Source organism: Novosphingobium mangrovisedimenti, assembly GCF_025153475.1.
Taxonomy (GTDB): domain Bacteria; phylum Pseudomonadota; class Alphaproteobacteria; order Sphingomonadales; family Sphingomonadaceae; genus Novosphingobium; species Novosphingobium mangrovi_A.
The window spans coordinates 181,114-207,865 of record NZ_JANZXA010000005.1; the positions used below are offsets into that span (position 1 = coordinate 181,114).

A 26,752-nucleotide genomic window follows, 5' to 3' on the forward strand; every position below is an offset into this window, starting at 1 on the left:
TCAGGAAAAGGCCTCGGTTTCGTTAACTTCCTGCCACCGTGGATAAGGCGGCAGTAGGATCAGCAACATGCCACCTACCGTGCAGCCGACCACGCCCAGCCACAGGAATGGTCCATAGCCCCCCATGGTGTCGTAGATACGTCCCGCGATGAACGGGCCAAGCCCCGATCCCAACGCCACGAGCGCGGACATCAAGCCGTAGATCGAACCGAAGTTGCGCATGCCGGCATAGCCCACGGTCAGGAACGCGCAGATCTGCATCTTCGTCCCCGCCGCGTAGCCGTTGATGACCACGGCCACGATCACCGCTGCCGTGGATTCGATGAAGCGGTCGAGCATGAAGAACGTTACCGCCGTCACGCCCATGGTCAGGCCGCCGATCCAGTTGGGCCGGAAGCGATCGAGCAGGAAACCGGTGGTCAGCTTGCCGACGACACCGGCGATGCCACCCAGCGACATCATCCAGGCGGCAGTCTCGCGCGGGACGCCGCTTTCGGTGAGGATGGGAAACAGGTGGATGCCAAGGCCGATCGTAAGCAGCATGACGATGAAGGTGGACACGGCCACCATCCACAGCGCCGGACTACGCCAGGCCTGCGCCTTTGTGAGCCCCGGCAAGGAGACACTGCCGCGCGCCCTGGCGGTCTCACCCCGCTTGGCTGCGGCCCGCGCATGGCGGTCATGGGCATCGAAGAGGAACAGCCAGCACAGCAGCAGCGTCAATCCACCCCAACCCGCGCCGAGCCAGAAGAAAGCCCCGCGCCAACCGGTGGTGACGATCAGCCAGTTGCCGAGCGGCGGCACTACCGTCTGCGCGATCGCGGTGCCCGCCACGACGATGCCGAGCGCGAGGCCGCGCCCCTTTTCGAACACGCCCGCAACCGCCGTGGTCCAGATCGTCGACTTGATCGAGGTGAGGATGAGCCCGAAGAGCGCCCACATCATCAGCCACTGCGTGCGGCTGCCGTCCGCCAGCGCGAACATGGCGGTACCCGCCATGGTCACGACGATGCCGGGAAGTGCAAGGCGGCGCGAACCGAACCGGTCGATCATCGCCCCGTAGAACGGAGAGAGCAGCGCGGTCACGCCAGTCGCGATCGCGGGACCAGCCGAGAGCACCGACTTGTCCCAGCCGAACTCGCGGTTCAATGGCTCCATGAACAGGCCGACAGCCGAGAGCAGGACCGAGAAAAAGGAAAATCCGATCGCCGATGCCAGGACCAGCGTCCAGCCCGACGACCATTCCTCCCCCTGCGTCCGCCCACTATCTTCCATTCGGACAGTCCCTCCCTTTCGCCGGCAGCGTAGATAGGAAGGAGAAATTGGCAATCGGCCGGCTGCCAGCGCCGCCCGGGCGATGCCGGGGCCGGTCAGATCTTGCGCTCAAGCTCCAGGTAGTCGCGCGGAATGCGCAAGGACGCGGCCGCGACCTGCGTTTCGCGCAGGAACAGCACCAGCCCCACCATGAGCAGCGTGAGCGCCATGATGAAGGTCCCCGCAGCGATCAGCCGCACTTCGGCACCCAGCAGTTCCTCGCAGAACAGCAGAAAGACGGTCGTGCCGATGAACAGCGCGCTCAGCACCAGCAGGCGCATGGCCTGGCCGATCAGCCGGATACGCTGATCGACCGTGCGGATTTCCAGCACCACCATGTCGTGCTCGTTCCCCTGCGTGGTTGTATGCTGGCCTTGCAGGACCCGGGCCCGGTCGACGACGCGACTGAGACGCGCCGTGAGCAGGTTGAGGATGTTGCCGATCGCCACCAGCATGAACACCGGGGCGAGAGCGAGCTGGATGGTCTGGGCGATCATACTGCCCTTATCGCACCGCTTCGCTAGACTGCACAGGGCCTTGCAAGGAGACAGATCCCGCCTTCGGCGAAACGGACCGCATCCAGACCGTCGGCCAGCGCGCAACCGCCGGGCGCGACAGTCTCGCCCGCCACCGTAACCAGCCCTTCGCGTGGGATCACGAGCAATGCGCCGGGAAAGCGCGCAGCCGTCTCGGCGCCGGGCGCTCCCTCGACCTGATCGAGCAGGAACAGCGGCCCGTCCACAAGCACCTGCGTCCCGCGAGGCGGGATTGCCTTGTGCCAGGCGGCGAGATCGTAGGGTGCGCCCATCGCCACGGCCATGCCCTCTTCCAGATGCAGTTGGCGCGGGCGGCCATAGTCGAACAGGCGATAGGTGATGTCCGAGTTCTGCTGGACTTCGATCAGGCTAACCCCCGCGCCGATGGCATGAACGGTGTTGGCCGGGATGTAGAAGAAGTCGCCCGGCCGAACTTCATGCCATGTCATGAGACCTTCGATCGACCCGTCGATGGCGGCGGCGCGCATGCCCTCTTCCCCGATTGCCGCATCGAAGCCGATCCCGAGCCGCGCACCGGGCTCGGCATCCACGATCAACCAGCATTCTTCCTTGCCCTGACGACCAATCCCCTTGTCCAGCGTCTGCGCGTCGGAAGGGTGGACCTGTACCGAGAGCTTCTCGCTGGTGAAGATGTACTTGACCAGCAGATCGGGCAGTTCAGCCGGTGGCTCGAACCAGATCTCGCCGATGCGCTGACCTTCGGGCGCCACAAAAGGTGCGGGCAGGATGTCCTTGCCCCAGGGTTTTTCGACCTGCCGGATGGGAAGTACCCCCATTGACCAGCTCCCTCCTACTGGTTCGCCGCCCCGTCCAGCTTGCCGACCTTCTGCACGCCCGCAACCGTAGTGATCATGACGTCGTTGCCATCGACCACGACGATCACGTCCTTCAGGCCGATCACCGACACACGTGGCCCATCAGTGTCGACAAGGACATTGCAACAATCGACGAGTTCGCTGGACCCGTTGCCCCGCACGGTGTTGCCGTTCTCGTCACGCTCGAGCGCTTCGTGCAGGGCGTCCCAGTTGCCGATGTCGGACCAGTCCATGTTCGCCGGCACCATGGCGGCGCGGTCGGTGTTTTCCATGACCGCGTAGTCGACCGAATCGCTTTCGACGCCGGAAAAGGTTTCCGCGTCGGGATGGAAGCGCGGGCCGTCTTCATTGCCCTTGGCCACGGCTTCGGCCACAACCGCCGCGATCTGCGGACGATGGGCGGCAAGTTCCCGGAGGAAATCCTTGACACGGAAAGCAAAAATCCCGCCATTCCAAGCGTAGCCGCCATCCGCCAGGAAAGCCTTGGCCCGTTCGAGATCCGGCTTCTCCACGAACTGGGCCGTGCGGAAGCCCTTCTCACCGACCGGTTCGCCGCGCTTGAGATAGCCGAAGCCGGTCTCGGGCGCGGTCGCCTCGATCCCGAAAGAGACGAGCCAGCCGTCCTGCGCAAGATCGGCCGCAGCCAGCGCGGCATCCACGAAAGCCTGCGCATTGCCGATGTGATGGTCGCTCGGGCAGACCAGCATGACGGCATCCTCGGACAGGCGGTTGGCTGCAAGAGCGATCGCCGCCGCCGTGTTCTTCGCAGCCGGTTCAACGATGATCCGAGCCCCTTCGGCGCTGCCCAGCTGTTGCTCGACATGTTCGAGATGCTGGCGCCCCGTCACCACCACCGGTGGCGAAAAGCCGCGTTCGGCAGGACAGCGCGCAACAGCGGCCTCGAACAGGGTACAGTCCCCCACAAGCGGCAAAAAAGGCTTGGGCTTGGTTGCTCGACTGCGCGGCCAGAGTCGCGTGCCGCTGCCGCCGCACAAGATTACGGGAACAATATCAGGCATGTTTTCCAATCAGCCGTAATTCCATGAAGCATAGTGCAATCTATTACCGGCCGAATGCTGCATTGCAACGACCGCCGTTGACAAGTTTTATCATGACTAAAGAATTTACTATCAATCAGGTCTCTGCATCATCAATAAAACCAACGCTGCCGCCAACGGTAAGTCGCCTCTACAGGACTTCCCTCCGCGTCCAGCGCCGGCCGGAACCGGAAACGCTTCGTCGCGAGCGCACAAGTGATCCGGTCCGCCGCGGGATCGGGGCTGGGTTGTACGATACGGCATGCCTTGACACGCCCATCCGCACCCACGGTCATCTCGATGGTCACGGAGGCCCCGATCCGAAGATCGCGGCTGGCTCGCGGATAGTCCTTCGCCGAATTGATGTCACCCTTGATCTTGACCGTGGGCGTGGCCTGCCCGCCGCCCTGCCCCATGCCGCCCGCGCCCGCGCCGGTACCGTAGCCCGGCCCTGAAGCACCGCTGCCCTCGCCCTCGGGCCGGGCCCCCGACGCGTTTTCGTCCCCGTTACCCGCCGCCGGAGGGGCCTGGGTCGGCTTCACCACGACACGCGCGGGAGGCGCTGCCGCGTCGCGAGGTCGGGCTTTTCGGCCCGGTGCGCCGGAGGCGCCCTCCTCCCTTGGCGGAGCCGCACTCGGCGATGGCACAGGCTCGGGCGGCGGTGGCGGCAACGGCACGGTAAAGGCCTGCGTTACGGCGTCGACCACCGTTGCCGCGAAACGGGGCGTGAATGCCCGGACGAGTAACGCGATCAACACGACATGAATGAGCAGCACGAGCGCAATAACCCCCCACCGCGTACCGGGGCCCGTGCGGAAATCGGCCTGTCTCATGGGGCCGCAGTGCCACAGGCGCCGCCGGCAAGGCAATGTTGGTTTTGACAAGTCGGGCAACTCGCTTCATTCCCTCATGCGAACCATGATTCACAAATACGACGCATTAATGAAAAGGAGGAGGCCATCGGCATGACGGTTTCTCACACCCTTCGTTGCATCCACAGGAACGTCACGCTCGAAGGATTCACAATACGGCCAACCGTCGCGCGCCCACGTGGCACCGTACTCATGTTCCCCGGCGCGACCGGACCGGGAGACAGCTTTCGCAAGGCCATGCGCGAGCTTGCCGATGAGGGATATCTGGCGATCGGCATCGACATGTACGGCGTCGGCGCGGATCTTTCGACGCCGCAAGCCGCCGGCGCATACTTCACCGCCTTGCTGAATGCCCCCGAACTTCTGCGCGAGCGCGTCGTCACCTGGTTCGAAACCGTGTGCGCCCTTCCCGAGGTCGATCCCGCGCGCGTTTCCGCCATCGGCTACTGCTTCGGCGGCAAGTGCGTCCTCGAACTGGCACGCAGCGGTGCGCCGGTTGCCTCGGTCACAAGTTTTCACGGCCTGCTGACAACCCACGCTCCGGCGCGGACAGGCGAAGTCAGCGCCGACATCGCCGTCTGGTCCGGTGGCCGGGATCCCTATGCTCCGCGCGCCGACCTCGATGCGTTGCGCGTCGAACTCGACGCAGCGGGGGCCAGCTATCAGGTCACCCTGTTTTCCAACGCACAGCATTCCTTCACCGATCCCGATCACGACGGGATCGCCGACGGCATTGGATATGACGCCTGTGCTCATCGTGTTGCCTGGGTGGGAACTCTGGCCATGCTCGCAGAACGTATAGGCCGGCAGCTGCCCCCCTGACTGTTGTCAATCAGCAACATCCGGCAAAAAATTCTATGGTTCGACGCTTGATTCACAATTGAGAACTGAATGCGAATGCTTTTGCTTGCATCCCAATGCGAGTTCAGTACTCTCAGACACAACCAAAGAAAAAAGCCGACAACACGGCGCATTGGGTGAGAGGAAGCACGAAAGGAGACATGGGGGACGATCCATGATCGGATCGTATCATCCTGCCATCTCCACAGGGCTGACCAACTCTAACGGACCGGAAAACCGGCCGTCCGGCGTTCGCGTTGTCGAAACGTGAGAACAAAGTTTCCGGAGGAGAGGAAAGTCATGAAAGCAAGCAATTTCAGGAATGCACTTCTATTGAGTGCGGCATTCGCAGGCACATCCATGGCAACGCCCGCGCTGGCCGAGGACGCACCGACCGTAAATCCCGGCGACATCATCGTGACCGCCCGCCGCACCGAGGAGCGCCTGCAGGACGTTCCCATTTCAATGACGGTCTACAGCAGCGACCAGATCGAAAAGCGCAACATCGCCGTCGCCTCCGATCTTGCCGTCACGACTCCCTCGCTTTCGGTCAATACGCGCTACGGCCCTGAAAAGGCGACCTTCTCGCTTCGTGGCTTCAACCAGGATGCCGCCACCGCGCCGACGGTCGGTGTCTACTTCGCGGACGTCGTCGGCGTTCGCGCACAGGGCGGCACCGCGGGCGGCAACACCGTGGGCGCCGGTGCCTTCACCGACTTGCAGAACGTGCAGGTCCTCAAGGGGCCGCAGGGTACCCTGTTCGGCCGCAACACGACCGGCGGCGCGGTTCTCCTCGTTCCGGCTAAGCCAACCGACCTGCTCGAAGGCAACATCGAAGGCACCATCGGCAATTACGACCAGCGCCGCGTTCAGGCGGCGTTGAACGTGCCCCTTGCCGACACCTTCAAGGTTCGCGTCGCGGTCGACCGCAACAAGCGCGACGGTTACATGAAGAACCACTCAGGCGTCGGACCCAGCGCCTATAACGACGTGGATTATACTTATGCCCGACTGAGCTTGGTCGCCGACCTCACGCCCGAACTCGAGAACTACACGATCTTCCACTACAGCCGCTCCGACACGAACGGCTACGCGACGCACTATCAGTCGTGCGACCGCGAGGCGGGAAGCCCGCTGGCAATCGATCCATCCACGATTACCGACGATAATCCGACGGGTTCGCGCTACAGCCTGACCCGCTACTACACTGCAACGGCCGCTTGCGACCAGATCGACCGCCAGACCGCACGCGGCGATGGCCCGCTCGATGTCGAAGTGTCCAATCCCAACCCGCGGATCTATCTGCGTACCTGGCAGTTCATCAACACCACTACGTGGCAGGCCAGCGACACGATCACCGTCAAGAACATCGCCAGCTACGGCGAATACCGCGAACAAAGCGCGTTCTCGCTCTACAGCGATAATTTCTTCATCCCCAACACGCCGACGACGCAGTATTTCGCTGCCAATGGCGGGCCGCTTCCGGGTCAGCGCTTCGACTACATCCGGCTGGGCACCCAGCCCGGCCATGACGCGGCGTCGGAATCGACGACGACCGAGGAACTGCAGATCCAGGGCCGCTCGACCGACGGCAAGTTCAATTTCGTGGTCGGCGGTTATCTCGAATTCAGTCGCCCGATCGGCTACAACCAGCAGCGCACCGGCATCTACAGCAATTGCGTCGATCCGGGAACGCTGAACTGTACCGGCGGGCTTCCTCTTATCCCGGTTCCGGGTACGTCCTTCGTCTTCCCTGGCGCGATCATCTCGGAATCGCGTACACGCCTGTCCTTCGACAACCATGGCATCTTTGCCCAGGGCACCTACAACTTCACCGACCAGCTGGCCCTGACCCTCGGTGGGCGCTGGACCTTCGACAAGATCCATGGCTACTCCGAAAGCAACCGCTGGGTCTTCGCGACGATCCCCGGCGTTGGCACTGGCCCGGCGCAGCGCGTCTGCAACGACGTTCTCAACCACCCCGACGTGGACCTGATCACCAACGGTGGAGACACGACCGCCTGCGGCACCACAATCGTCAACAAGTCGAACAAGCCGACCTGGCTGATCGACCTCGACTTCAAGCCGACGCCGGATACCCTGATCTACGCCAAGTACTCGCGCGGTTATCGTCAGGGCTCGGTGAACTTCACCAATCCCGGCCTCGAAACGTCGCGCCCGGAAAAGCTCGACGCCTATGAAATCGGCGCAAAGCTGACGATCCGCGGCGCAGTGCCGGGTTACTTCAACGTGTCCGGCTTCTACAACGACTTCAGCGACCAGCAGGTGTTCGGCGCCCTGGTGGCGAAGGAAGGCAGCGGTCTGGCCGGCGGCGCGGCGATCATCAACGCCGGCAAGTCGACCATCAAGGGTATCGAGGTCGACAGCGGGTTCACGCTGTTCAACATGCTGCGCCTCGGTGCCGGCTACACCTACCTCGACACCAAGCTCAAGGAACTGACCCCGCCGACGCTCTCGGCCGACAGCCCCTTCGAGCAGATCATCCCGCGCGGCGTGATCGGTGGACCGCTGACCTATTCGCCCAAGCACAAGCTGACCCTGACGGGCGATGTCGACGTGCCGCTGGGTGAAGGCGTGGGCGATCTCTCGTTCGGCGCGATCTACACCTACACCGCTTCGCAGTATGTCGACGGGAACAACAAGATCCCGAGCTACAGCCTGATCAATCTCAACGCGGGCTGGTCCAATGTCGGCGGCACGGGCTTCGACATCGTCGCCTTCGCCCAGAACGTGACCAACAAGCACTACCGCACGACCTCGGGCGGCGGCTACGAATCGTCAGGCATCCTCGACTTCATGTACGGCCAGCCGCGCATGTACGGCCTGCGCCTGAAGTACAGCTTCGGACAGTAAGGATAAGAGAAAGCCCCGCGTCGGCCGAGTGGCGCGGGGCGATACGGTCCCTCGGGACCAGACTTGAAGCCACGCCCCCAGGGCGTGGCTTTTTCATTGCGGGACCGGCACCGGCTCCTCAGGACACGCCGAGCAGGCCGAAGCTGTCATGACGCATGACCGCCTTGCCCAGCCGGTCGGTGAACTGCACGATGATCGGCGGGTCGACGCGGCGGGTGATCGACCAGAGATAATAGCCGTAGGTCACCGCCTCCCGGTACTGCATCCACGCTTCTTCGGTGTTCGGCATCGTCATGCCCTGGCCGCGCATCATCGCCAGATATTCGCCGAGGAGGCGCCGCTCGTCGGTTTCGGCAATCTCGGTCGGAAGCACCGCGTTGAGGTGATAGGCAACATCGAGCGCCCAGCCGCCACGCTGGAGCAGCTGCCAGTCTATCAGCCCCATCCCTTCTCCCGTGCGGAAGGTATTGCCGGCATGGGCATCACCGTGAATCATGAACTGCGGGCGCGCGCTGTCGCGCACTGCCAGCGCCTTGATGGCCACGGCGAGGTTCTGCGCGTTGCGCACCCTGGATGACAGATTGTCCCCGCGCGGCCCATCGAGCAGTTCCTGCAGCATGTCGGGCGTGACGTAGGACATCTTCGCCAGTTCCGCCGCGCGCGGACGGATCCAGTCGGCTTCGTCGAGAAAGGCGCTTCTGGCGTGAAGGAGCGACAGCTGCTCCAGGCTCATCACCGCATCGTCCGCCGTGAAGGGATCGAGCGCGGAGCAGAACGCGGCGCCATCGATGGTGAGGTCACGCATGATCGTGACCGCCTGCTGCGCCTCGCGGTCGATCACCGTGGCCACGGCATCGGGCACCCGCACGTCCGTGATGGGCGCGACCTTGCCATAGAAATCCGCCTCCAGCACGCAGGTCGGGCCGCCACGCGCGGTCATCGAGTCGACGTCGAGCAGGCCCTTGAGGCAGAAGTGCGCCACTTCGCCGTCCTCGAAGGTGACCGCGAAGCGAACCTTGGTGGCAACAGTGCGGATCACCTCGACCTGTCGCACCGCGACGATCGCCCTGCTACCCGAGACCGCAGCCAGCGCCTCGCCCAGCCAGGCCGCGTCGAGCGCTTCTGCCAGCGTTGCCGGGACCGCGACCCTGGGTTGCGACGGAACCCGCCGCGCAATTGCCTGAGACATTGTTCTCCCCTTCTTCGATGCTTGTTCCGATGGCTCGGGTTTGCCTTGACCTAATTCACCATTTCGGTCCATCCTTCACAATAGAGAATTTATTCGGTCATACGAGGGTCGTCTCGGGCCATCGCGAAAAGGCGGCCGTAAACGAGAGAAACACGGGAGAGGCACTGTCGCCATGGGCAAGCCGCTGGAAGGAATCAAAGTCGTCGAAGTCGCGATGTGGGCTTTTGTGCCCGCCTGCGGCGGCATGCTCGCGGACCTGGGCGCCGACGTCATCAAGATCGAACCGCCCAGTGGCGATCCGCTGCGCGGGCTGCAGATCGGCGGGCTCAACGAGGAAGGCCGCCGCATCGACTATTCGTGGGAAAGCTACAACCGCGGCAAGCGCTCGATCACGCTGGACCTGAAGCAGCAGGCGGGCCGCGACGTGCTCTACAAGCTGCTGTCCGACGCCGACGTGTTCCTGACCAACCTGCTCCCCCCCGCCCGCCGTTCGATGCAGATCGATCCCGATACGATCCGCGCCAGGTTCCCCAACCTGATCTATGCCAGCGGCAGCGCGGTCGGCCCTGCCGGCCCGGAAAGCGAGAAGGGCGGCTACGATGCCATCACCTTCTGGGCACGCGGCGGCATTTCCTCCTCGCTGACCGAGGACTACGCCGATCATCCGGTCGGTCCACCGGGGCCGGCCTTCGGCGACACGCTTTCGGGCTCGATGCTGTCCGGCGCGATCTGTGCGGCCATCGCCAAGCGGGCGCTGACGGGAGAAGCCTCCACGGTCGACGTCTCGCTTCTCGGCACCGCGATGTGGTCCATGCAACGCTATATCTGCCAAGCGACGGCAGACAGCGTGCAGAAATTCCCCAAGCCGCCCGCGAACAAGCCCAACAACGTGCTGGTCAGCAACTATCGCACCTCTGACGGACGTTTCCTCGCGCTGTGCATGCTGCAGGCGGACAAGTACTGGGCCCCGTTCTGCGACGTGGCTGGGCGCCCCGACCTGGCGGCCGACCCACGCTTCGCCGACGCCCGGGCCCGGCGCGAAAACATCGATGCCTGCTATGCCGAGGTGAAAGCCCTTTTCGCCGGCAAGACCCTCGCCGAATGGAAGGACATCCTCTCGCGCCAGCAAGGCCAGTGGGACGTAGTTCAGGACGTGGGCGAGATGAAGGACGACGTTCAGGCCCGCGCCAACGGTTATCTCAAGCACGTCGACTATGGCGATGGCACCGAGATCCCGATGGTGGGCCTGCCGATGGTCTTCGACGGGCAGGCGATGTCCTCGACCCGCTCGCCCGAACTCGGCGCGGACAGCGATGCCGTTCTGGAAAGCCTCGGCTACGACGAGGACCAGATCATCGACCTCAAGGTGCAAGGCGTGGTGTTCTGATGAGCGAGACGATTCCCCCCGCCCGCAAGCTGCCGAAACTTGAACCCGGCAGCGCGTTCTTCTGGACCTCCGGCGCCGACGGCGTGCTGCGCATCCAGCGCTGCTCATCCTGCGGAACGTGGCAGCACCCGCCCTTCCCGCGCTGCTCGTCCTGCGGCAGCGAAGCCGTCGCGCCGGCGCCGGTTTCAGGCAAGGGCCGGATCGCCAGCTACACGATCAACCACGAACGCTGGCTGCCCGGCCTGCAGGTCCCTTTCGTCTTCGCGGTGGTGGAACTGGCCGAGCAGAGCGAACTCTACGTCTTCACCAATCTTCTCGCACCGGTCGAGGCCGCGCGCCTCGGCATGCCCGTGACAGTCGCCTTCGAACAGCACGAAGACGTCTGGCTGCCCATGTTCCGTCCCGATGAAACGGGAGGCGTGGCATGACCCTCCATCCCGAAAAACTCACCTGCATTACCAGCGCGGCGCAATCCGAAGTCGGGCGCCCCTCCTCGCGCACCGCACTGCAACTGACCGCCGACGCCTGTCTGGCCGCGATTGCCGATGCGGGGCTCGAGGTCTCCGACATCGACGGCATTGCCTGCTATCCCGGCAAGTCGGCGGAAGGCGGCGGCATCGCGCCGGTCAGCCCGTCGGAGGCGGCGGCCGTGCTGGGCATCGATCCGAACTGGACTCTCGCCTCGGCCGAAGGCTTCAGTCACATGGCGCCGATCTTCAACGCGATCACCGCGATCGCCTGTGGGCTGGCGCGCCATGTCGTCGTGTTCCGATCGGTCGCGCAGGCGACCGCGCGCATGGCCTCGCGCTCCTCGACGCTGATGTCCGGTTCCCGTAACCGGGTCGAGGGCAACAACGCCTGGACCGTGCCGTTCAACGCGCTGTCACCGATCAACACCTTCGCGCTCTACGCGCAGGCCTATTTCGAGAAGTACGGCGCCAACGAGGAACAGCTCGGCATGATTGCGGTGAACAACCGCCGCAATGCCGCGCACAACGAGAATGCGGTCTATCGCAAGCCGCTGAGCCTCGATGACTACCTCGCCAGCCGCGTGATCTCCACGCCGCTGCGGCTGCTCGACTGCGACTCGCATATCGACGGGTCGACCGCGATCGTCGTTTCGCACAGGGATGCCGCGAAGGACCTGAAAAACCCGCCGCTGCACATCGAATCGATGGGCATGGCGGTGGGCGGCCTCTGGGTGGGGCGCTACGAGGGCGACTTCACCTCCATGCCCGCCGCGCACAAGGCCGGCGAAATGTTGTGGTCGCGCACCGACCTGAAGCCCGCCGACATGGACTGCGCGCAGATCTACGACGGGTTCTCGATCCACGTGTGGATGTGGATGGAGGCACTGGGGCTCGTCCCGCGCGGCGAGGCCTGCCGCTTCGTCGAGGGGGGGAAGCGCATCGCCCTCGATGGCGAACTTCCCCTCAACACCGGTGGCGGCCAGCTCTCGGCGGGGCGCTTCCATGGCTACGGGCATATCCACGAGGCGACCGTGCAGCTCTGGCACCGTGGAGGCGGCCGGCAGGTCGAGGATGCGAAGACCTGCATCATCTCCAACGGCGGCTACGGGTACGGCGCAATGATCCTCAGGCGCGACTGACGACGAGTCGCACCCTTGACTCAATAGTTCAACATTGCGATATTTAGTTCGTTATTTCGAATTAACGAAAATTGCCGGAAAACGGCAGGAGAGGAGACTGCGAGATGAGCGAAGCTGATCCGGCGATCCGGGACGGTCAGGTTACCGAGTGGCACTACGGCCCGATCTTCGATGCCGACGCGCACATCGATCCGCCGCACGACATGTGGAAGGACTACCTGCCCTCGCACCTCAAGGTCCGCGCGCCCACCATCGAGCACGGCGAGGACGGGGACTACATCTGCTTCGAGGGCAACCGTCGCCCGTTCATGATGATCAACAACCAGGCCGGCCGCACGGGCGAGAACTTCAAGATGAAGGGCCGCCTCGCGGATCAGCGCAAGGTCTGGGAGCCCGTCACCCGCCTTGCCGACATGGACGCCGACGGCATGGACGCGGCACTGCTGTTCGGCGGCGGCCCGCTCGGCACCACTGACGATGAGCTCTATCTCGCCAGCTACGAGGCCTACCAGAACTGGGTGCTCGACTTCTGCTCGGTCGCGCCCGACCGCCTCCATCCCGTCGGCTACGTGCCGATGCGCGACATCGACGAGACCTGCGAGCATGTCAGGCGCCTCGCCCGCAAGGGCTTCCGGGCGATCAACCTGCCCGCCTTCCCGCAGAACAGGAAGGCCTGGGAAACCTCGTCCAACGTCAAGAACATGAAGTCGGGCCAGGTCGCCGCGCTCACCGGCGATCCGCATGGCGAGCTGCAGTATTCGAACCCCGAATTCGACAAGCTGTGGAAGACGATCTGCGACGAAGGCGTCGTCATCACCTTCCACCTCGGCGCGCGGGTGCCGCGTTTCGGGCAGGCCGAATTCTTCCTGCCCGACATGCCGATGAGCAAGATGGCGATGGCCGAACCGATCGGCATCTTCATCTTCAACTGCATCTTCGACCGCTTCCCCGACCTCAGGATCGGTTCGATGGAAAGCGGCGTGGGCTGGTTCGCGTGGTACGCCGAATACATCACCCGCACCTGGGAAAAGCAGCGCTTCTGGACCAAGAGCGCGCTCAAGGAACCGCCCAGCTACTACATGGACCGCAACGTCTACGGCTCGTTCATTCAGGACCGCACCGGCATCCTGTGTCGCGATCTTCCGGGCGGGAAGAACATCATGTGGTCCTCCGACTATCCGCACTCGGAAACCACCTTCCCCAAGTCACGCCAGATCATCCTGCGCGATTTCGAGGGTGTGCCCGAGGAAGACGTGAAGGCCATCATCAACGGCAACTGCCGCAAGTTGCTCGGTCTGGACTGAACCCTTGCTGGAAGACACGGCCGTGCCCGACGACGTCCTCACGGCGGACGATCCGCTCTACCGGGAGCTCTACGACGTCCGCCGCGAGGCCGAGGCGATGGGCAATTTCATCGACCGCGACGTGACGCAGGACATCCATGCCCTGCGCGCGGCCGCGCCGGTGCACAAGGGCAAGCTGCGCGAGCTGCTCGGCCTGCCCATGACCTACGAGCGTCACCAGAACGCCGTGGGCCGCCTGCACTACACCGCGCTCGGCTACGAGGCGTGCGAGGCCGCCTTCCGCAACCCGCAAGTCTTCTCCAACACAGTCCAGATGAACCCCAAGGTGGGCGAGAAAGGCACCGGCCTGCTCGAACTCGACCCGCCGCGCCACCGCGCCTACCGCCGCACCGTGCAGCCGATGTTCCAGATGGCCAATGCGCTCACCTGGTGGCGGGCCAAGACCATCGACGGCATCATCGCACGCCTGATCGAGCGGCTCGGCCGCGAGGACCGCGCCGAACTCAACATCGAATACTGCGCGCGCATCCCGGTCTATACGATCACCACCGCGCTGGGCCTTGCGGGCGACGAGGCGCTGCGCTTCCGCCACGCCTATCTCAACAGCACCAGCGCCAGCCGCAGCGTCACCATGGAAGACCGGATGCGCAACCGGGCGCTGGTGGACAGCGTGCTGCACGATCTGGTGACGGCGCGGCGCAAGGAGCGTCAGGACGACCTCGTCAGCTTCATGATCGAGGCCGTGCTGCGCCTGCCCGGCGAGCCCCCGCGCCCGCTGACCGACGAGGAGATCACCACCCATGCCAAGCTGGTGATGGTGGCGGGCGGCGGCACTTCGTGGCGGCAGATGGGCATCACCCTGTTCGCGCTGTTGACCCACCCGGACCAGCTCGCGCAAGTCAAGGCCAACCGCGATCTCGTGAGCGATGCCATCGAGGAAGGCCTGCGCTGGGACCCGACCGCCCCGTTCCACTACCGGCTGGTGCTGGAGGACATCGATTTCTACGGCCACGCGCTGAAGGCCGGCGACGTGCTCGAACTCGGCCTCGGCCCCGCCAACCGCGATCCCTCGCGGTGGGACCGGCCCGACGCCTACGACATCCACCGCCCCAAACTTACCAACATGGCCTTCGGCCTCGGCACTCACCGCTGCCTGGGGATGAACGTCGCCCACGTGGAAATGGCGCGCGGCATCAACGCCCTGTTCGACGCCTTCCCGAACCTGCGCCTCGACCCCGGCGCCCCCGCCCCGTTCATGACCGGCGGACTGGAGCAACGCGGCCCCTCGGGCCTGCCGGTGCTGCTGCGCTGAGGCCCGATCCTACCCCGCCGCCGCGTCACAAGGTGACACCCGGTTGACACGGTTTACACTGTCTTGAGGAAACAGGTGTCACCCTGGGGTGGATGTGTCACTTTGCTGCATTCGCAGGCTTGCGGACTGCGGGAATCCGAGGATTTCAAAGAGCAAGTCGGAGTGTGTCAGAAGCGGAGCGAGTAGGAAAATGGTTTGTCGGTGAGAGCCGCCCAGCGAACAACCTGCCAATGGCAGCTATGCGCCCAAGTAGGCCGCTCCAAATCTGATTTGACGTTCCTGAGAGCTGTCTGTCCGTTTCCAGATGCCGCCCATACGGTCAGGGGTAGAGTTGGGCGGGGAGCGGAATAGCGTGCGGTCCAGCTTTACGAACCATTTTTCTCGTTCACCGGATGCGGCAGTTGGCCTGCGCAAAGCTGAAAAAATCGACTTACGACCGCGCGCTCCTTATTGTTTATCGCATTCATCTCGATGGTCCCCCGCGCAGTTTCGAGCGTCAGATTCCCAGTTTCGGCAAAGCTTCGAAATAGGGCAGCATCCCATGGCAGAACTGCATCTATCCGTGTCCGTTCGCCGGGATTTCCAGCACCGATTACTCGAACGGCCATGTGGTGCCGTCCAGAGCTGATCTCTAATGACGCCCCCTTCTTCGCAGGCGGCGTCACGCGAGCATATACCGGACCATTGGTGTAACGGCACCATAGATTGAACTTTGTTCGCTCGCCGTTGAGGTCTTGATAGCTGAGGGATGGCATGTTCCACCACTCGTCGGGACCGAGGACCCACGTAAGGTCATCGCGCCCAGATGTTCCCTTGCGATAATCATGCGGGATCGACACCGGCGGTGGTTCTACGAATGGACTATATTCAGTTGGCCTCTGGGAAACTCTCGAAGGATCGTGATCCCGTTGCCAAGCAAAATAAGCGTCGCGCGCTCTGAGCGCTATTTCACTTCCCGGAGATAGATTTTGAATTTTCATTCCCGCATCTGTCTTTTGGAATTCAAAGGCCCCTTCCAGAAATCCAGCGGACCGACCAGTGATCACGTAAGTTTTGCCGCTTTCGAGTGCTTGAGGCTCCACCATCGTTTCAGCCTTCGGCGGCGCTTGGCCATATCGAATTGGGAAATTAGGACCACACTCATCTCTGCCGCTGAAAGCCCCGTAAGGAACTTCGAACTCCCAGACAGCGCGCCCATCTTCATCTACAATGGTGAGATTTCCCCAACACCACGGGTAGGCCGTGACATCATCATCGCTACTCGTGAAAACAAGTTCTCCATCGATCAGCGCCGCTTTCACGAGAAAAAGTTGCGAGCACGAGCCCAAGCCTAGTAGCACTAACGCGCTAGCGGCGATCTTGAAGAGCTGCATTACCACAATATGTCATGTAAAATGGACGTCGCCTCAAGTCCAGGTGAGGGAAGCAGGCAAGATGCCCTGCAAATCGTAAAAGTCTACTATTTGACCCATCGCTGACGTCGGCAATGTCAGCGCTCACCGTCCTACGATAAAAAACGGGAACGGCAGCAAGTTGCTATTCATCGCTCCGAAACCGACGGTCGCCAACCGGCCCATCAATCCCCTCACACCTTCAACCGCCGCCGCATCGTCGCTTCGTCCATCATCGGCGTGCCGCGCAGGTGGCCGAGGCGTATCCCGGTACAGGTCATCTTGAAGCGGGCGAAGTCCTCGTACCAGTCCAGCCCCTCGGCGGACTTGCCGCTGATCTCTTCCCACAGCGCCACGGTCTCGTCGTGGCTGCCCATGCCTTCGAGCGGGGCGCCGTGGACCGCGTTCGGCCCGTGCATCGTCTCCGACAGCTCGCAGAACCACGCCAGATCATGCAGCGCGCCGCCGAGCGAGGGTTGTTCCCAATCCATCACCGCGACGACGTCGTAGTTGTCGTCGAACATCATGTTGCCGATGCGCGCGTCGCCCCAGACGAGGCCCTCCGGCTGCTGCGCGGGCCATAGCGACTGGAGGCGCGCCAGTGCGTCGTCGAGCACCGGCAGCGGCTCCACGTCCTGCAGCCAGCGGGCAAAGCGGGTGTACTTGTCCCACTCCTGCGCAAGGCCGCTTGTCGCGCCTGGCGGCCCCTGCAGGAACTCCATGCCGTCGAGCGGCACGCGCTGGATCGCGGCGAGCTGACCCACGGCGTTGCGCCACAAGGTGCGGCGCTGCTCGGGGCTGGAATCCCTGAGCCAGCCCTCGCGCGCATAGGGCGGGATCGAGACGGGGACGCGGCCCTGCTTCTTCTCCATCACGAAGAAGGGATTGCCGAGCAGGCCCGGGTCCTCCTCGAACCAGAGCGGGCGGGCGACGCGGACCTGCCCGTCCTCGGCCAGCAGCTTCATGATCCGGTACTGCTCGTCGAACAGGTTGTCGGGGAACACGGTGAAGCTGTTCGGCTTGATGCGCACCACGCAGCCCTGTTCGCGGGTGCGGCCGCCCTCGTCCCAGCGCGCGTCGAACAGCACCGTCTCGTGACTCTGCCCGGCACCGCGCGGATAGGCGAGGTTGGTGATGGCGATGCCGCTCGCCCCCGACAGCCGGCGCGACAGCCAGTCCGCCAGCCGTGCGGCCAGTTCCTCAAGATCCCGCGTTTCGGGTGCAACGATCACGTCAGACAAGGCCACTCTCCCGCTCCCGCAGATGCCGGACGGTGAAGTTCGACATTGCGAATATATTTTCGCTTATTTGATACGGACGCAAAGCGGCGCGGTCAAGCGAGGAGGCGAAGGCGAAGCAATGATGAAAAGGGTGATCTCGGGTTCCGATCGACGGAACCGGAATCAGTCGGCGGAGGCGGCGCGGCCGGAGAGGAAGACGGAAATGCGCTCGCAGGCCTCGGCCAGGCGGCGCCCGGCCTCGGTGACCTTCGGGCCGGTCATCGCGCCGTGGAAACCGGCCATGACCAGCGAGATCGTCACCCGGTTGCGGCTGTCGTAGATGGGCGCCATCAGCGCCATCAGCGGGTAGACCTTGTCGTCCTGCAGCGTGAGCTGCGGCACGACCGGCGGGTCCTCGGTGCCGGCGCCGATGCCCTGCACCTCGTCCATCGCCGCCGTTCCGGGACGGCGCACGAGCGCGATGAAGCCGTGCTCGCGCACGAAATCCAGACCGCCACGGAACAGGTCGAGCTGCTCCGGCCCCAGATCGGGCTCGGCCCGCGCGATCCAGCTTTCCGCCTCGCGCGGGGAACGCGCGAAGAACGACATCGCCTGGATCCAGCGCAGCGGCATGCGCGTACCCAGCGGCACCGGATAGCCGACATGGCTGAGCGAGGCCGCGCGTTCGCGCAAGTGAATGGTGTCGCTTTCCAGGAAGTAGGCGCCGCAAACCACGTCGAACTCGTCGGCCAGGCTGCGCATTTCCGGCTGCGCGACCTGCAGCGGCGAGAAATGGTCGGCGGCGGTGCGTCCGATCGCGGCGAGCGCGGGGCCGAGCACGTAGGTCTTGTCGGTCGTGCGGTAGAGATAGCCGACGTCGACGAGCCCGGTCAGCAGCGCATGGCAGGTGGCGCGGCTCAGCTTCAACGCGCGCACGAGATCGGTCAGGGCGAAGGCCTGCCCGGGGTGGTCGGCAATGAAGTTGAGAATGGCGGCCACGCGGGCGACGCCGGGGGAGGAACGCGACATAAGGTCTTTCGCTATTTCGAACTATCACGCCTATGTCGGGCCGTCCGGTTCGTCAATAGACACACCTGTTCATCAGGGCGAACGCTGCAGGTGTTCGGATCAGGCTTCCACCCGCCCCAGCTTCTCCGCCATCATCCGGGCAATCTCGCGGCGGGCAACCTTGTTGGAATGGAGCAGCGGCACGTCCTCGCGGGCCAGCTCGAAATAGGCGCGCGGGACCTTGTAGCTCGACAGGCGCCGGCGCATCTCGGCCTCGATCGCCTCGAAATCGAGCGTCGCCCCGTCGCGCGGGACGACGGCGGCCACCAGCAGGTTGCCGCGCTCCTTGTCGGGCACGCCGACGACATAGGCGCTGTGCACGCCGTCGAGCGTCTGCAGTTCCATCTCGACCTCGGCGGGCGAGACGTTGGAGCTGGCGACCTTGATCATGTCGCCGTTGCGGCCAACGAAGTGGATACGGCGGCCCTCGGGCCTGTCTTCCACCTCGCACATGTCGCCCGTGTGGTAGTAGCCGTCGGGCGTGTAGTGCTCGGACTTCTCGATCTTGTGCAGCCCACTCGCCAGCGGATAGCCGCGAACCTGCATTTCGCCCACTTCGCCTGCAGCGACGGGGCGGTCGTCCTCGTCGGCGATGCGGATCTCGTAGCCGGGGCCGAAGTGGTCCATCGGCGCGCAGACCGGGCGGCCCGGCGCGCGGAAATCGTCGCCCCAGGAATAGGGGCCGAGCGTTTCGCTCATGCCCAGGCCCCACCACGGCCTGGGGCCCTGGATCGTCTTGAGGTCTTCCTCCGCCAGCACGCTGCCCATGGCAAAGCGGCTGTTGCTGAGCGTGCGCTCGGTGCACACGACCACCGAACCGGCCTCCCAGCCGGGCACGAGGTACATCATCAGCCCGCCGACCCAGAACATCGGCAGCATGCAGGGCACCCGCTTGCCGGGGACGTGCTCCATCATCGCGCGCATCGTGTGGCTGCGGAACAGGACCGGACCGTGGTTGTGCTTCACGCCCTTGGGCAGCGCCATCGATCCCGAGGTGTAGATCTCCACCATCTGGTCGGTGGTGTGTACTTCCGATTCGATCTCGCGCAGCAACTCGTCATCGACCGTCGCCGCGGGATCTGTCAGGAAGGTCATCGGCGCGACGCAGGAGGGCAGGTCCTCGCCCGTGGAGACGATCCAGCGCAAGTAGGGCGCGCGCTTGACGCGCAGCGTGCCGCTGTCCTGGCCTTCCAGTTCGGGCAGAGCCTCCAGCATGCGCTCGACGTAGTCCTTGCCAAGCATGGTGCGCGTCATCACCACGCCCTGCACGTCCGACTGGCGCAGCACGCGCACGAGTTCGTTCGCGCGGATCATCGTGCTGATCGGCACCGCGATCGCGCCGATGCGACTGATCGCCGCCAGCATCAGCGCAAAACCGGGACCATTGCCGAAGATGAAACCAACCCGCGCGCCCTTGCCGATGCCGCGCGCGATCAGGCCCTTCGCGATCTGCGCCGAACGCGTGTCGAGTTCGCGATAGGAGACCGCTTCGACGACAGCGTCACCGTCTTCCAGCACCACGGCAGGGGAGTCGCCATAGGCGGCCGCTGCCGCGCGCACGAGTTGCGGGAACGTCTTGGCGGACCCCGGTGTGACCTGGCCGTCCGTTTCAGTGCTCACTGTCCGTCATCCTCTCGCTCGGCCGCTGTCCGCATGCGCACGCGCCCCTTCTCCCGGCGATCCTGCAATCTGCAAACACGCAAGACAAGTGTCTAGCCCTGACCATCGCCGGACCGAACATAGTTCGATATTACAAATCTTATGTCGGTATTGAGGAAAATCGCGTGCAACGCAAGGGCAAGGCCGCCTCCTTTGTCGTCCCCGGCACACGCTTCGTCATTGCGAGCGGCGAAGCCGAGCGGCAATCCAGAGTCGGCGCAAACCGCCCTGGATTGCCCTTCGGCTGGCTGCTTGCGGCAGCCGCTCAGGACAGGCTTCGCCTCCGGCTCGCAATGACGAAGAAAGAGAGAGGCTAGAGACGCAAGCGTCTCTCAGCTTTCGGCGAAAGTATAAGGCTGCGCGGCACGCAGGTAGTCGTCAGCCAGTACGTCCCTGCCAATCGGCGGAACCGCGCGTGCCGTGCAGGCGGCACGGTGGCACAGGCGGCAGGTCACGCCGATCGGGGTACCCGGTTCGCTCGCGGGATCGGCCTTGCCGGCATAGACAAGCCGGCCTGCCTCCTCGGCGGCGCAGGCAAGCGCGACGGCGCGGATCACCCGCGGCCGCCCATAGCCCCTGCCCCCGCCGACGACGGTGCGCGCGATCGAGAAGAACCTCTCGCCCCCCGGTAACTCGAGCCATTGCGTGGCGATCTCTCCCGGGCGGCGGAACACCTGGTGGACGCTCCACAAGGGGCAACCACCGCCGTGCGCGGCAAAGGGGAACCCGGCCCCGTCGAGTCGCTTGGAAACATTGCCCGCCTCGTCGACGCGGATGAAGAAGAAGCCGACGCGCTCCTCTCCCGGACGCTGGAGCGTGGTGAGCCGGTGCGCCACCTGTTCGAAGCTGACGCCGAACAGGCTGCACAGAGCATCGATGTCGTAGCCGCGCTGTTCGGCCGCGCGGGCGAACTTGCCATAGGGCATGCGCAGCGCCGCCGCGCCATATCCCGCCAGCGCGCGCAGGAGCAGCGTGGCGGTGGCCCGCCCGGAGAAGCTCTCTGCCCGTAAGGTCTGCTTGATCTCGGTGCGCATCGCGGTGTGAGCGATATGGGTTGCGATCTGAAAAGCGCGGCTGGCGCCGTCAAGCGTATCGGCCAGCAACAACTGCTGGTTGTGCCGATCGAAGCGGCGCAGCGAATCCATCAGCACGTCGGGCGGCAGGAAACGCACGCGCACGCCCTGCCCGCCCAGCCAGGCGACCGCGCCGCCGGCCTGCTCGATCTCGGCCGCCAGATCCTCCGCGCGCTGGTCGATCGCGTGGAAATAGTTGCGCCGGCTGGCAAGGAAGTACTGCGCCTCGCGCACCGGCTCGTTCTCGTCGAGCCCGGGCCCGGCCGCGCGCTGCTCCGCCAATGCCTGCTGTTCGCGCGAATAGGCGCTGTGCAGGCGCAGGAGCGCTTCGGAGACGCCGGGAAAGCTGGTGGCAAGATCGGCCACTTCCAGCGCGGGCAGATCGATGTCGGCAAAGATCGGATCGCGCAGCACTTCGGTCAGCCGCCGCGTGTAGTCCTCGCCATCGTCGCCCGCGAGGTCGGCAATGTCGAGCCGATAGGTCTTCGCGAGGCGCAGCAGCATGTCCGCGGTGACCGGGCGCTGGTTGCGTTCGAGCAAGGCGACGTAGCTGGGCGAGATCTCCAGATCGTCGGCCATGGCCTGCTGTGTCAGCCCCATCTCGCGCCGCAGGCGGCGCAGCCGGGGGCCGAGGTAAAGGGGGCGGTTTTCTGCCATTCACACAGCTTTTGTCATAACAGCACAACTTTACAAGGAAAATCTGTAAAGTTTGACAACGAGACTTCGCGGACGGTTTCGGACCGCGAAACTTATGCCTACTTGGCGGGCATCGAACAGCAACATTCTTCCTCAAGGGATACCCGAATCGTGACCTACCAGAGCAAGATCGTCGAAGCCGGCCAGGCCATCGGCACCGAACCCAACTGGAACGGCATCGAGCCCGAATCGGTCGCTCGCATGCGCCTGCAGAACCGGTTCCGCACCGGTCTCGACATTGCCCGCTACACCGCGAAGATCATGCGCCAGGACATGGCCGCTTACGATGCGGACCCCGCCAACTATACGCAGTCGCTGGGCTGCTGGCACGGTTTCATCGGCCAGCAGAAGATGATCTCCATCAAGAAGCACTTCGGCTCGACCAAGCAGCGCTACCTCTACCTCTCGGGCTGGATGGTCGCCGCCCTGCGCAGCGAGTTCGGCCCGCTGCCCGACCAGTCGATGCACGAGAAGACCTCGGTCCCGGCGCTGGTGGAAGAACTCTACACCTTCCTCAAGCAGGCCGACGCCCGCGAACTCGGCATGATGTTCCGCGATCTCGACAAGGCCCGCAATGCCGGTGACGCGATGGAAGCCAAGCGCATCGAAACCGCGATCGACAACTACGAAACGCACGTCGTTCCGATCATCGCCGACATCGATGCCGGTTTCGGCAATGCCGAGGCGACCTACCTGCTCGCCAAGAAGTTCATCGAGGCCGGCGCCTGCTGCCTGCAGATCGAGAACCAGGTTTCGGACGAAAAGCAGTGCGGTCACCAGGACGGCAAGGTTACCGTCCCGCACGAGGACTTCATCGCGAAGATCCGCGCGATCCGCTACGCCTTCATGGAACTGGGCGTCGACGACGGCCTGATCGTGGCCCGTACCGACTCGCTCGGCGCCGGCCTGACCAAGCAGATCGCCTTCACCCGCGCCGCCGGTGACATCGGTGACCAGTACAACAGCTTCCTCGACTGCGAGGAAGTCGAGGCCGGCAACGTCGGCCACGGCGAAGTCCTGATCAGCCGCGACGGCAAGCTGATGAAGCCCAAGCGCCTGCCCAGCAACCTCTACCAGTTCCGCCCGGGAACCGGCGAGGACCGCTGCGTGCTCGACTGCATCCACGCCCTTCAGAACGGCGCGGACCTGCTGTGGATCGAGACCGAGAAGCCACACATCGGCCAGATCGGCGGCATGGTGAACCGCATCCGCGAAGTCATGCCCAACGCCAAGCTGGTCTACAACAACTCGCCCAGCTTCAACTGGACGCTCAACTTCCGCCAGCAGGTGTTCGACGCCTGGGAAGCCGAGGGACGCGACATGGCGGCCTATGACCGTGCGAAGCTGATGAGCATCGACTACGACGGCACCGATCTGGCGGCAGAAGCCGACGAGCGCATCCGCACCTTCCAGAAGGACGCGGCGCGCGAGGCGGGCATCTTCCACCACCTCATCACCCTGCCGACGTACCACACCGCGGCGCTGAGCACCGACAACCTCGCCAAGGAATACTTCGGCGAACAGGGCATGCTCGGCTACGTCAAGGGCGTGCAGCGTCAGGAGATCCGCCAGGGCATCGCCTGCGTGAAGCACCAGAACATGGCCGGCTCCGACATCGGCGACGACCACAAGGAATACTTCGCCGGCGAAGCGGCCCTCAAGGCCGGCGGCGAGCACAATACGATGAACCAGTTCGCGGCGTGAGCGCCACGCGCGAACATATGAGATTGCCGAGCGGGGCGCTTTTGACCCTTGCCCCGCTCGGCAAATACCCCGCTCACGGGAATCAACCACGCGAGCAAAGGAAAGGAAACGTGAAAATGACCACCACGACGACCGAACCGGCCCGCGCACGCGCGGTGCTCTCGAACCAGGACTTCAAGCTGCTGCAGGACGCGGTCCTGTTCTACCTGAAGGCCCATGAGGACGATCCCATCTCGTCCAAGTATTCCGCTCTCTATCACCGCCTCGGCAGCGCCGCCCGGCGCTGACCGCAGGCAGGTCCGTCGCGTCGCGTGACGCCGGACAATCTGCGAGTTTTCCTGGGGAGGAAAGCTTGGCCCGCCGCCCATCTGGTGCGGCGGGCCATTTCGTTTTCCACCCCGCGGCACATCCATTTACACTTGCTCTGCACGTACTCAGGGAAATTGCGCAGAAACCGATTTCGCCTGCGGAAAGGACGTGTCTCCTAGCCATGTCCGCATGGAGGAGCTTCTCGCCTATCCATTTGCGAACCTGTTCCCGTTGTTCGGGGACCAGCACCGGCCGGAAATGATCGTCGCGGCCCTGGTGGCGGGCACCCTTGCGATTGCGGCCCTGCTCCCGACATTCCGGCGCGCCCGGGCCGCGCGCGACTGCAGCGAACAACGCCTGTCGCTGCTGGTGAAGAACGCCTCCGACTATGCCATCTGCATGCTCGACCGGGAGGGGCGTGTCGCGCAGTGGAATGCCGGCGTGGAGCACCTCACCGGATATTCGGCGCAGGACATGACCGGCATGCCGATCGCCCGTCTCTTCACGGTCCGCGACCGCGCCGAAGGCGTGCCCGAACAAGTGCTGGAAACCGCCGCCACGACGGGCGTGTGCAAGGGTCTCTGGCGCTGCGAGCGGCGCGACGGCACGCACTTCTGGGCGGACAGCACGATCGAGATGGTCCGCGACAAGGACGGCGGGCACCTGGGCTATTCGTTCATCACGCACGACGTCACCCGGACCCGGCAGGCCCAGGACAAGGTCGCCAGGACCTCGCGGCAACTCGATACCGCGATGGAAAGCCTGCAGGAAGGCCTGTGCCTTTTCGACGCCTCGGAACGCGTGGTGTTCTGCAACCGACGCTTTCGCGACCTGTGGGCGCTCGATGCGGCCGACTGCACCCCGGGGACGCCGCTCGGACGGCTGATCGTTTCCGGCTTCATGCACCCGGACGGCCCGGAGCATATAGCCGAATTGCAGTGGGCCATCCGGCGGAACCTGGAAGAGGCGGCGCTCGAAGAGGACGGCGCCCCGATCGTCAAGGACCTGGCAGATGCCCGCGCCGTCTCGATCACCAACAGACCGCTGCCGGGCGGCGGCTGGGTCACGACCTGCACCGACATCACCGAACAGCGCCGGTCCGAGGCCCGGATCGAATACATGGCGCTGCACGATCCGCTCACCGGACTGCCCAACCGCGCCCGTCATTGCCTGCGCCTCGACAGCAAGATCGAGCAGGCCGCGCGGAACAGGCGCCAGGTTGCCGTCGTCGCCATCGACTTCAACCGGTTCAAGGAAATCAACGATACCTATGGCCATGCCGCCGGGGACCGCGTGCTGCAGGCCATTTCGGACCGCCTCGTCGCGGGCTGCCGTGATGGCGAGGCCATCGCGCGGCTGGGCGGCGTCGAATTCGCCGCCGCCAAGTCCTTCGCCGACATGGCGGAACTCAAGGAATTCATCACCCGCGTGCACGACTGCATCGTTTCCCCGCTGGAGGAAGGCGGCCACCGCGTGACGGTCGGGGCCAGCCTGGGCGTCGCGCTCTATCCAAGGGACGGAACGAACCGCGAGACGCTGCTCAACAACGCCGATCTCGCGATGCACCGGGCGAAGTCCACCATCGGGCAGACGGTCTGCTTCTTCGAAGCCGAAATGGACGAGCACGCCCGGGCCCGCCGCCAGCTGGCCAACGAGTTGCGCCACGCCGTGACGCATGGCGAATTGCGTTTGCTCTACCAGCCCCAACGCTCGCTCAAGACCGGGGCCTTGTCCGGCTACGAGGCGCTTGTGCGCTGGCATCACCCCAAGCGCGGCGTGATCGCGCCGGACAAATTCATTTCGCTGGCCGAGGAGACCGGCGACATCTTCGCGATCGGCGAATGGGTCCTGCGCGAGGCATGCCGCGAGGCCCGGCACTGGCCGGTGCAGCAGAAAGTCGCCGTCAACCTTTCGCCCGTGCAATTCCTCCAGCAGGGCCTGGTCGACCTGGTCCGCACGATCCTGGTCGAAACCGGGCTTTCGCCGCGTCGGCTGGAACTGGAAATCACCGAGACCGCGATCATCGCCGACAAGCTGCGTGCCCTGCACTGCCTTCGCCAGTTCAAGGCAATGGGAGTGAGCGTGGCCATCGACGATTTCGGCACCGGCTATTCCTCGCTCGACACCCTGCACTCGTTCCCGTTCGACAAGATCAAGATCGACAAGTCGTTCCTGCTGCGATCGGACAGCAACAGCCAGGCCCGGGCGATCATTCGCGCCGTGCTCGCGCTGGGCAGGAGCCTAGACATCCCGGTTCTGGCCGAAGGCGTCGAAAACGAAAGCCAGCTCCGGATTCTCGAAAGCGAAGGCTGCGACGAGGCTCAGGGATACTACTTCGGCCCGCCCGGCGCGGCTCCCAGCATGGAGCTGGCGGAAGCCGCCAACTTCTGACGCGGCGCCAGAACGGCCGGTCTGTCAGGCCACTGCCTCGGGGCGTGCCCGCCCATCGCCGCCGCACGCCCGTTTTCCAGACAAGTGACTGCGAAACGACATTTTTTGCTGCATCATTGGAAAGAAAATTA

General features: G+C 64.4%; 22 protein-coding genes. 11 read left to right on the top strand and 11 right to left on the bottom strand.

What is annotated here, in order from left to right; all coding sequences use genetic code 11:
* From NZK81_RS09485 to NZK81_RS09505, 5 genes are all read right to left on the bottom strand, one after another.
* Entirely contained in the window at nt 1–1,275 is a 1,275-nt protein-coding gene (locus tag NZK81_RS09485) for an MFS transporter (protein WP_260045881.1), read from the bottom strand.
* A gap of 95 nt (nt 1,276–1,370) precedes the next feature.
* Entirely contained in the window at nt 1,371–1,811 is a 441-nt protein-coding gene (locus NZK81_RS09490; RefSeq protein WP_260045882.1) for a DUF2721 domain-containing protein, read from the bottom strand.
* 23 nt (nt 1,812–1,834) lie between these two features.
* A complete protein-coding gene (locus NZK81_RS09495; protein WP_260045883.1) occupies nt 1,835–2,647 on the bottom strand; it encodes a class I mannose-6-phosphate isomerase in 813 nt (270 codons plus the stop codon).
* 14 nt (nt 2,648–2,661) lie between these two features.
* Entirely contained in the window at nt 2,662–3,705 is a 1,044-nt protein-coding gene (locus NZK81_RS09500) for a mannose-1-phosphate guanylyltransferase (protein WP_260045884.1), read from the bottom strand.
* A gap of 131 nt (nt 3,706–3,836) precedes the next feature.
* A complete protein-coding gene (locus NZK81_RS09505; protein WP_260045885.1) occupies nt 3,837–4,268 on the bottom strand; it encodes an energy transducer TonB in 432 nt (143 codons plus the stop codon).
* Between the two features lie 420 nt (nt 4,269–4,688).
* On the opposite strand from NZK81_RS09505, the gene NZK81_RS09510 reads away from it, so the two are divergent.
* The gene (locus NZK81_RS09510; protein WP_260045886.1) at nt 4,689–5,417 is read left to right on the top strand and encodes a dienelactone hydrolase family protein; all 729 of its coding nucleotides are present in this window, start codon (nt 4,689–4,691) and stop codon (nt 5,415–5,417) included.
* Nucleotides 5,418–5,795: 378 nt separating this feature from the next.
* Nucleotides 5,796–8,309: a TonB-dependent receptor gene (locus NZK81_RS09515; RefSeq protein ID WP_260045887.1), complete on the top strand. Its 2,514-nt coding sequence runs from the start codon at nt 5,796–5,798 to the stop codon at nt 8,307–8,309.
* Between the two features lie 118 nt (nt 8,310–8,427).
* Here NZK81_RS09515 and NZK81_RS09520 read toward each other — a convergent pair whose 3' ends face one another.
* On the bottom strand, nt 8,428–9,498 hold the full coding sequence (locus tag NZK81_RS09520) for an aminoglycoside phosphotransferase family protein (protein WP_260045888.1): 1,071 nt from the start codon (nt 9,496–9,498) through the stop codon (nt 8,428–8,430).
* A gap of 172 nt (nt 9,499–9,670) precedes the next feature.
* On the opposite strand from NZK81_RS09520, the gene NZK81_RS09525 reads away from it, so the two are divergent.
* The 5 genes from NZK81_RS09525 to NZK81_RS09545 all read left to right on the top strand — a co-directional run bounded on the left by NZK81_RS09525 (nt 9,671) and on the right by NZK81_RS09545 (nt 15,110).
* A complete protein-coding gene (locus NZK81_RS09525) occupies nt 9,671–10,885 on the top strand; it encodes a CaiB/BaiF CoA transferase family protein (RefSeq protein WP_260045889.1) in 1,215 nt (404 codons plus the stop codon).
* The gene (locus tag NZK81_RS09530) at nt 10,885–11,313 is read left to right on the top strand and encodes a Zn-ribbon domain-containing OB-fold protein (protein ID WP_260045890.1); all 429 of its coding nucleotides are present in this window, start codon (nt 10,885–10,887) and stop codon (nt 11,311–11,313) included. The genes NZK81_RS09525 and NZK81_RS09530 overlap by 1 nt, the downstream gene beginning before the upstream one ends.
* Nucleotides 11,310–12,494 carry a thiolase family protein gene (locus NZK81_RS09535; RefSeq protein WP_260045891.1) on the top strand — a complete coding sequence of 395 codons (1,185 nt, stop codon included), beginning with the start codon at nt 11,310–11,312 and terminating at the stop codon, nt 12,492–12,494. The genes NZK81_RS09530 and NZK81_RS09535 overlap by 4 nt, the downstream gene beginning before the upstream one ends.
* Before the next feature lie 104 nt (nt 12,495–12,598).
* Entirely contained in the window at nt 12,599–13,798 is a 1,200-nt protein-coding gene (locus tag NZK81_RS09540) for an amidohydrolase family protein (RefSeq protein ID WP_260045892.1), read from the top strand.
* 4 nt (nt 13,799–13,802) lie between these two features.
* Nucleotides 13,803–15,110 (top strand): cytochrome P450, encoded by a 1,308-nt coding sequence (locus NZK81_RS09545; protein WP_260045893.1) that lies wholly within the window; start codon nt 13,803–13,805, stop codon nt 15,108–15,110.
* 365 nt (nt 15,111–15,475) lie between these two features.
* Here the strand turns inward: NZK81_RS09545 and NZK81_RS09550 are convergent, their stop codons facing one another.
* The 4 genes from NZK81_RS09550 to NZK81_RS09565 all read right to left on the bottom strand — a co-directional run bounded on the left by NZK81_RS09550 (nt 15,476) and on the right by NZK81_RS09565 (nt 20,409).
* Nucleotides 15,476–16,483 (bottom strand): hypothetical protein, encoded by a 1,008-nt coding sequence (locus tag NZK81_RS09550; RefSeq protein WP_260045894.1) that lies wholly within the window; start codon nt 16,481–16,483, stop codon nt 15,476–15,478.
* A 212-nt stretch (nt 16,484–16,695) separates the two neighbouring features.
* Nucleotides 16,696–17,748, bottom strand: a complete 1,053-nt coding sequence (locus tag NZK81_RS09555; RefSeq protein ID WP_260045895.1) for a phosphotransferase family protein — start codon at nt 17,746–17,748, stop codon at nt 16,696–16,698.
* 156 nt (nt 17,749–17,904) lie between these two features.
* Nucleotides 17,905–18,750, bottom strand: a complete 846-nt coding sequence (locus tag NZK81_RS09560) for an IclR family transcriptional regulator (RefSeq protein ID WP_260045896.1) — start codon at nt 18,748–18,750, stop codon at nt 17,905–17,907.
* Nucleotides 18,751–18,849: 99 nt separating this feature from the next.
* Nucleotides 18,850–20,409, bottom strand: coding sequence for a class I adenylate-forming enzyme family protein (locus NZK81_RS09565; RefSeq protein WP_260045897.1), 1,560 nt, complete (start codon nt 20,407–20,409; stop codon nt 18,850–18,852).
* A 164-nt stretch (nt 20,410–20,573) separates the two neighbouring features.
* Between NZK81_RS09565 and NZK81_RS09570 the strand changes: the two genes are divergently transcribed.
* A complete protein-coding gene (locus tag NZK81_RS09570; RefSeq protein ID WP_260045898.1) occupies nt 20,574–20,765 on the top strand; it encodes a hypothetical protein in 192 nt (63 codons plus the stop codon).
* Nucleotides 20,766–20,780: 15 nt separating this feature from the next.
* On the opposite strand, the gene NZK81_RS09575 is transcribed toward NZK81_RS09570, so the two are convergent.
* Nucleotides 20,781–22,178: a helix-turn-helix domain-containing protein gene (locus NZK81_RS09575; RefSeq protein ID WP_260045899.1), complete on the bottom strand. Its 1,398-nt coding sequence runs from the start codon at nt 22,176–22,178 to the stop codon at nt 20,781–20,783.
* A gap of 150 nt (nt 22,179–22,328) precedes the next feature.
* On the opposite strand from NZK81_RS09575, the gene NZK81_RS09580 reads away from it, so the two are divergent.
* The 3 genes from NZK81_RS09580 (at nt 22,329) to NZK81_RS09590 (ending at nt 26,621) form a co-directional block, all read left to right on the top strand.
* Nucleotides 22,329–23,921 carry an isocitrate lyase gene (locus NZK81_RS09580; RefSeq protein WP_260045900.1) on the top strand — a complete coding sequence of 531 codons (1,593 nt, stop codon included), beginning with the start codon at nt 22,329–22,331 and terminating at the stop codon, nt 23,919–23,921.
* A 116-nt stretch (nt 23,922–24,037) separates the two neighbouring features.
* On the top strand, nt 24,038–24,208 hold the full coding sequence (locus NZK81_RS09585; RefSeq protein ID WP_260045901.1) for a hypothetical protein: 171 nt from the start codon (nt 24,038–24,040) through the stop codon (nt 24,206–24,208).
* A gap of 211 nt (nt 24,209–24,419) precedes the next feature.
* The gene (locus NZK81_RS09590) at nt 24,420–26,621 is read left to right on the top strand and encodes a putative bifunctional diguanylate cyclase/phosphodiesterase (protein ID WP_260045902.1); all 2,202 of its coding nucleotides are present in this window, start codon (nt 24,420–24,422) and stop codon (nt 26,619–26,621) included.
* Nucleotides 26,622–26,752 lie beyond the last annotated feature (131 nt).

Excerpts from the sequence above, each read along its gene's own strand:
- NZK81_RS09485 (WP_260045881.1), bottom strand. The coding sequence starts at position 1,275 with ATGGAAGATAGTGGGCGGACGCAGGGGGAGGAATGGTCGTCGGGCTGG.
- NZK81_RS09490 (WP_260045882.1), bottom strand. The coding sequence starts at position 1,811 with ATGATCGCCCAGACCATCCAGCTCGCTCTCGCCCCGGTGTTCATGCTG.
- NZK81_RS09495 (WP_260045883.1), bottom strand. The coding sequence starts at position 2,647 with ATGGGGGTACTTCCCATCCGGCAGGTCGAAAAACCCTGGGGCAAGGAC.
- NZK81_RS09500 (WP_260045884.1), bottom strand. The coding sequence starts at position 3,705 with ATGCCTGATATTGTTCCCGTAATCTTGTGCGGCGGCAGCGGCACGCGA.
- NZK81_RS09510 (WP_260045886.1), top strand. The coding sequence starts at position 4,689 with ATGACGGTTTCTCACACCCTTCGTTGCATCCACAGGAACGTCACGCTC.
- NZK81_RS09515 (WP_260045887.1), top strand. The coding sequence starts at position 5,796 with ATGGCAACGCCCGCGCTGGCCGAGGACGCACCGACCGTAAATCCCGGC.
- NZK81_RS09520 (WP_260045888.1), bottom strand. The coding sequence starts at position 9,498 with ATGTCTCAGGCAATTGCGCGGCGGGTTCCGTCGCAACCCAGGGTCGCG.
- NZK81_RS09525 (WP_260045889.1), top strand. The coding sequence starts at position 9,671 with ATGGGCAAGCCGCTGGAAGGAATCAAAGTCGTCGAAGTCGCGATGTGG.
- NZK81_RS09530 (WP_260045890.1), top strand. The coding sequence starts at position 10,885 with ATGAGCGAGACGATTCCCCCCGCCCGCAAGCTGCCGAAACTTGAACCC.
- NZK81_RS09535 (WP_260045891.1), top strand. The coding sequence starts at position 11,310 with ATGACCCTCCATCCCGAAAAACTCACCTGCATTACCAGCGCGGCGCAA.
- NZK81_RS09540 (WP_260045892.1), top strand. The coding sequence starts at position 12,599 with ATGAGCGAAGCTGATCCGGCGATCCGGGACGGTCAGGTTACCGAGTGG.
- NZK81_RS09550 (WP_260045894.1), bottom strand. The coding sequence starts at position 16,483 with ATGCAGCTCTTCAAGATCGCCGCTAGCGCGTTAGTGCTACTAGGCTTG.
- NZK81_RS09560 (WP_260045896.1), bottom strand. The coding sequence starts at position 18,750 with ATGTCGCGTTCCTCCCCCGGCGTCGCCCGCGTGGCCGCCATTCTCAAC.
- NZK81_RS09575 (WP_260045899.1), bottom strand. The coding sequence starts at position 22,178 with ATGGCAGAAAACCGCCCCCTTTACCTCGGCCCCCGGCTGCGCCGCCTG.
- NZK81_RS09585 (WP_260045901.1), top strand. The coding sequence starts at position 24,038 with ATGACCACCACGACGACCGAACCGGCCCGCGCACGCGCGGTGCTCTCG.
- NZK81_RS09590 (WP_260045902.1), top strand. The coding sequence starts at position 24,420 with ATGGAGGAGCTTCTCGCCTATCCATTTGCGAACCTGTTCCCGTTGTTC.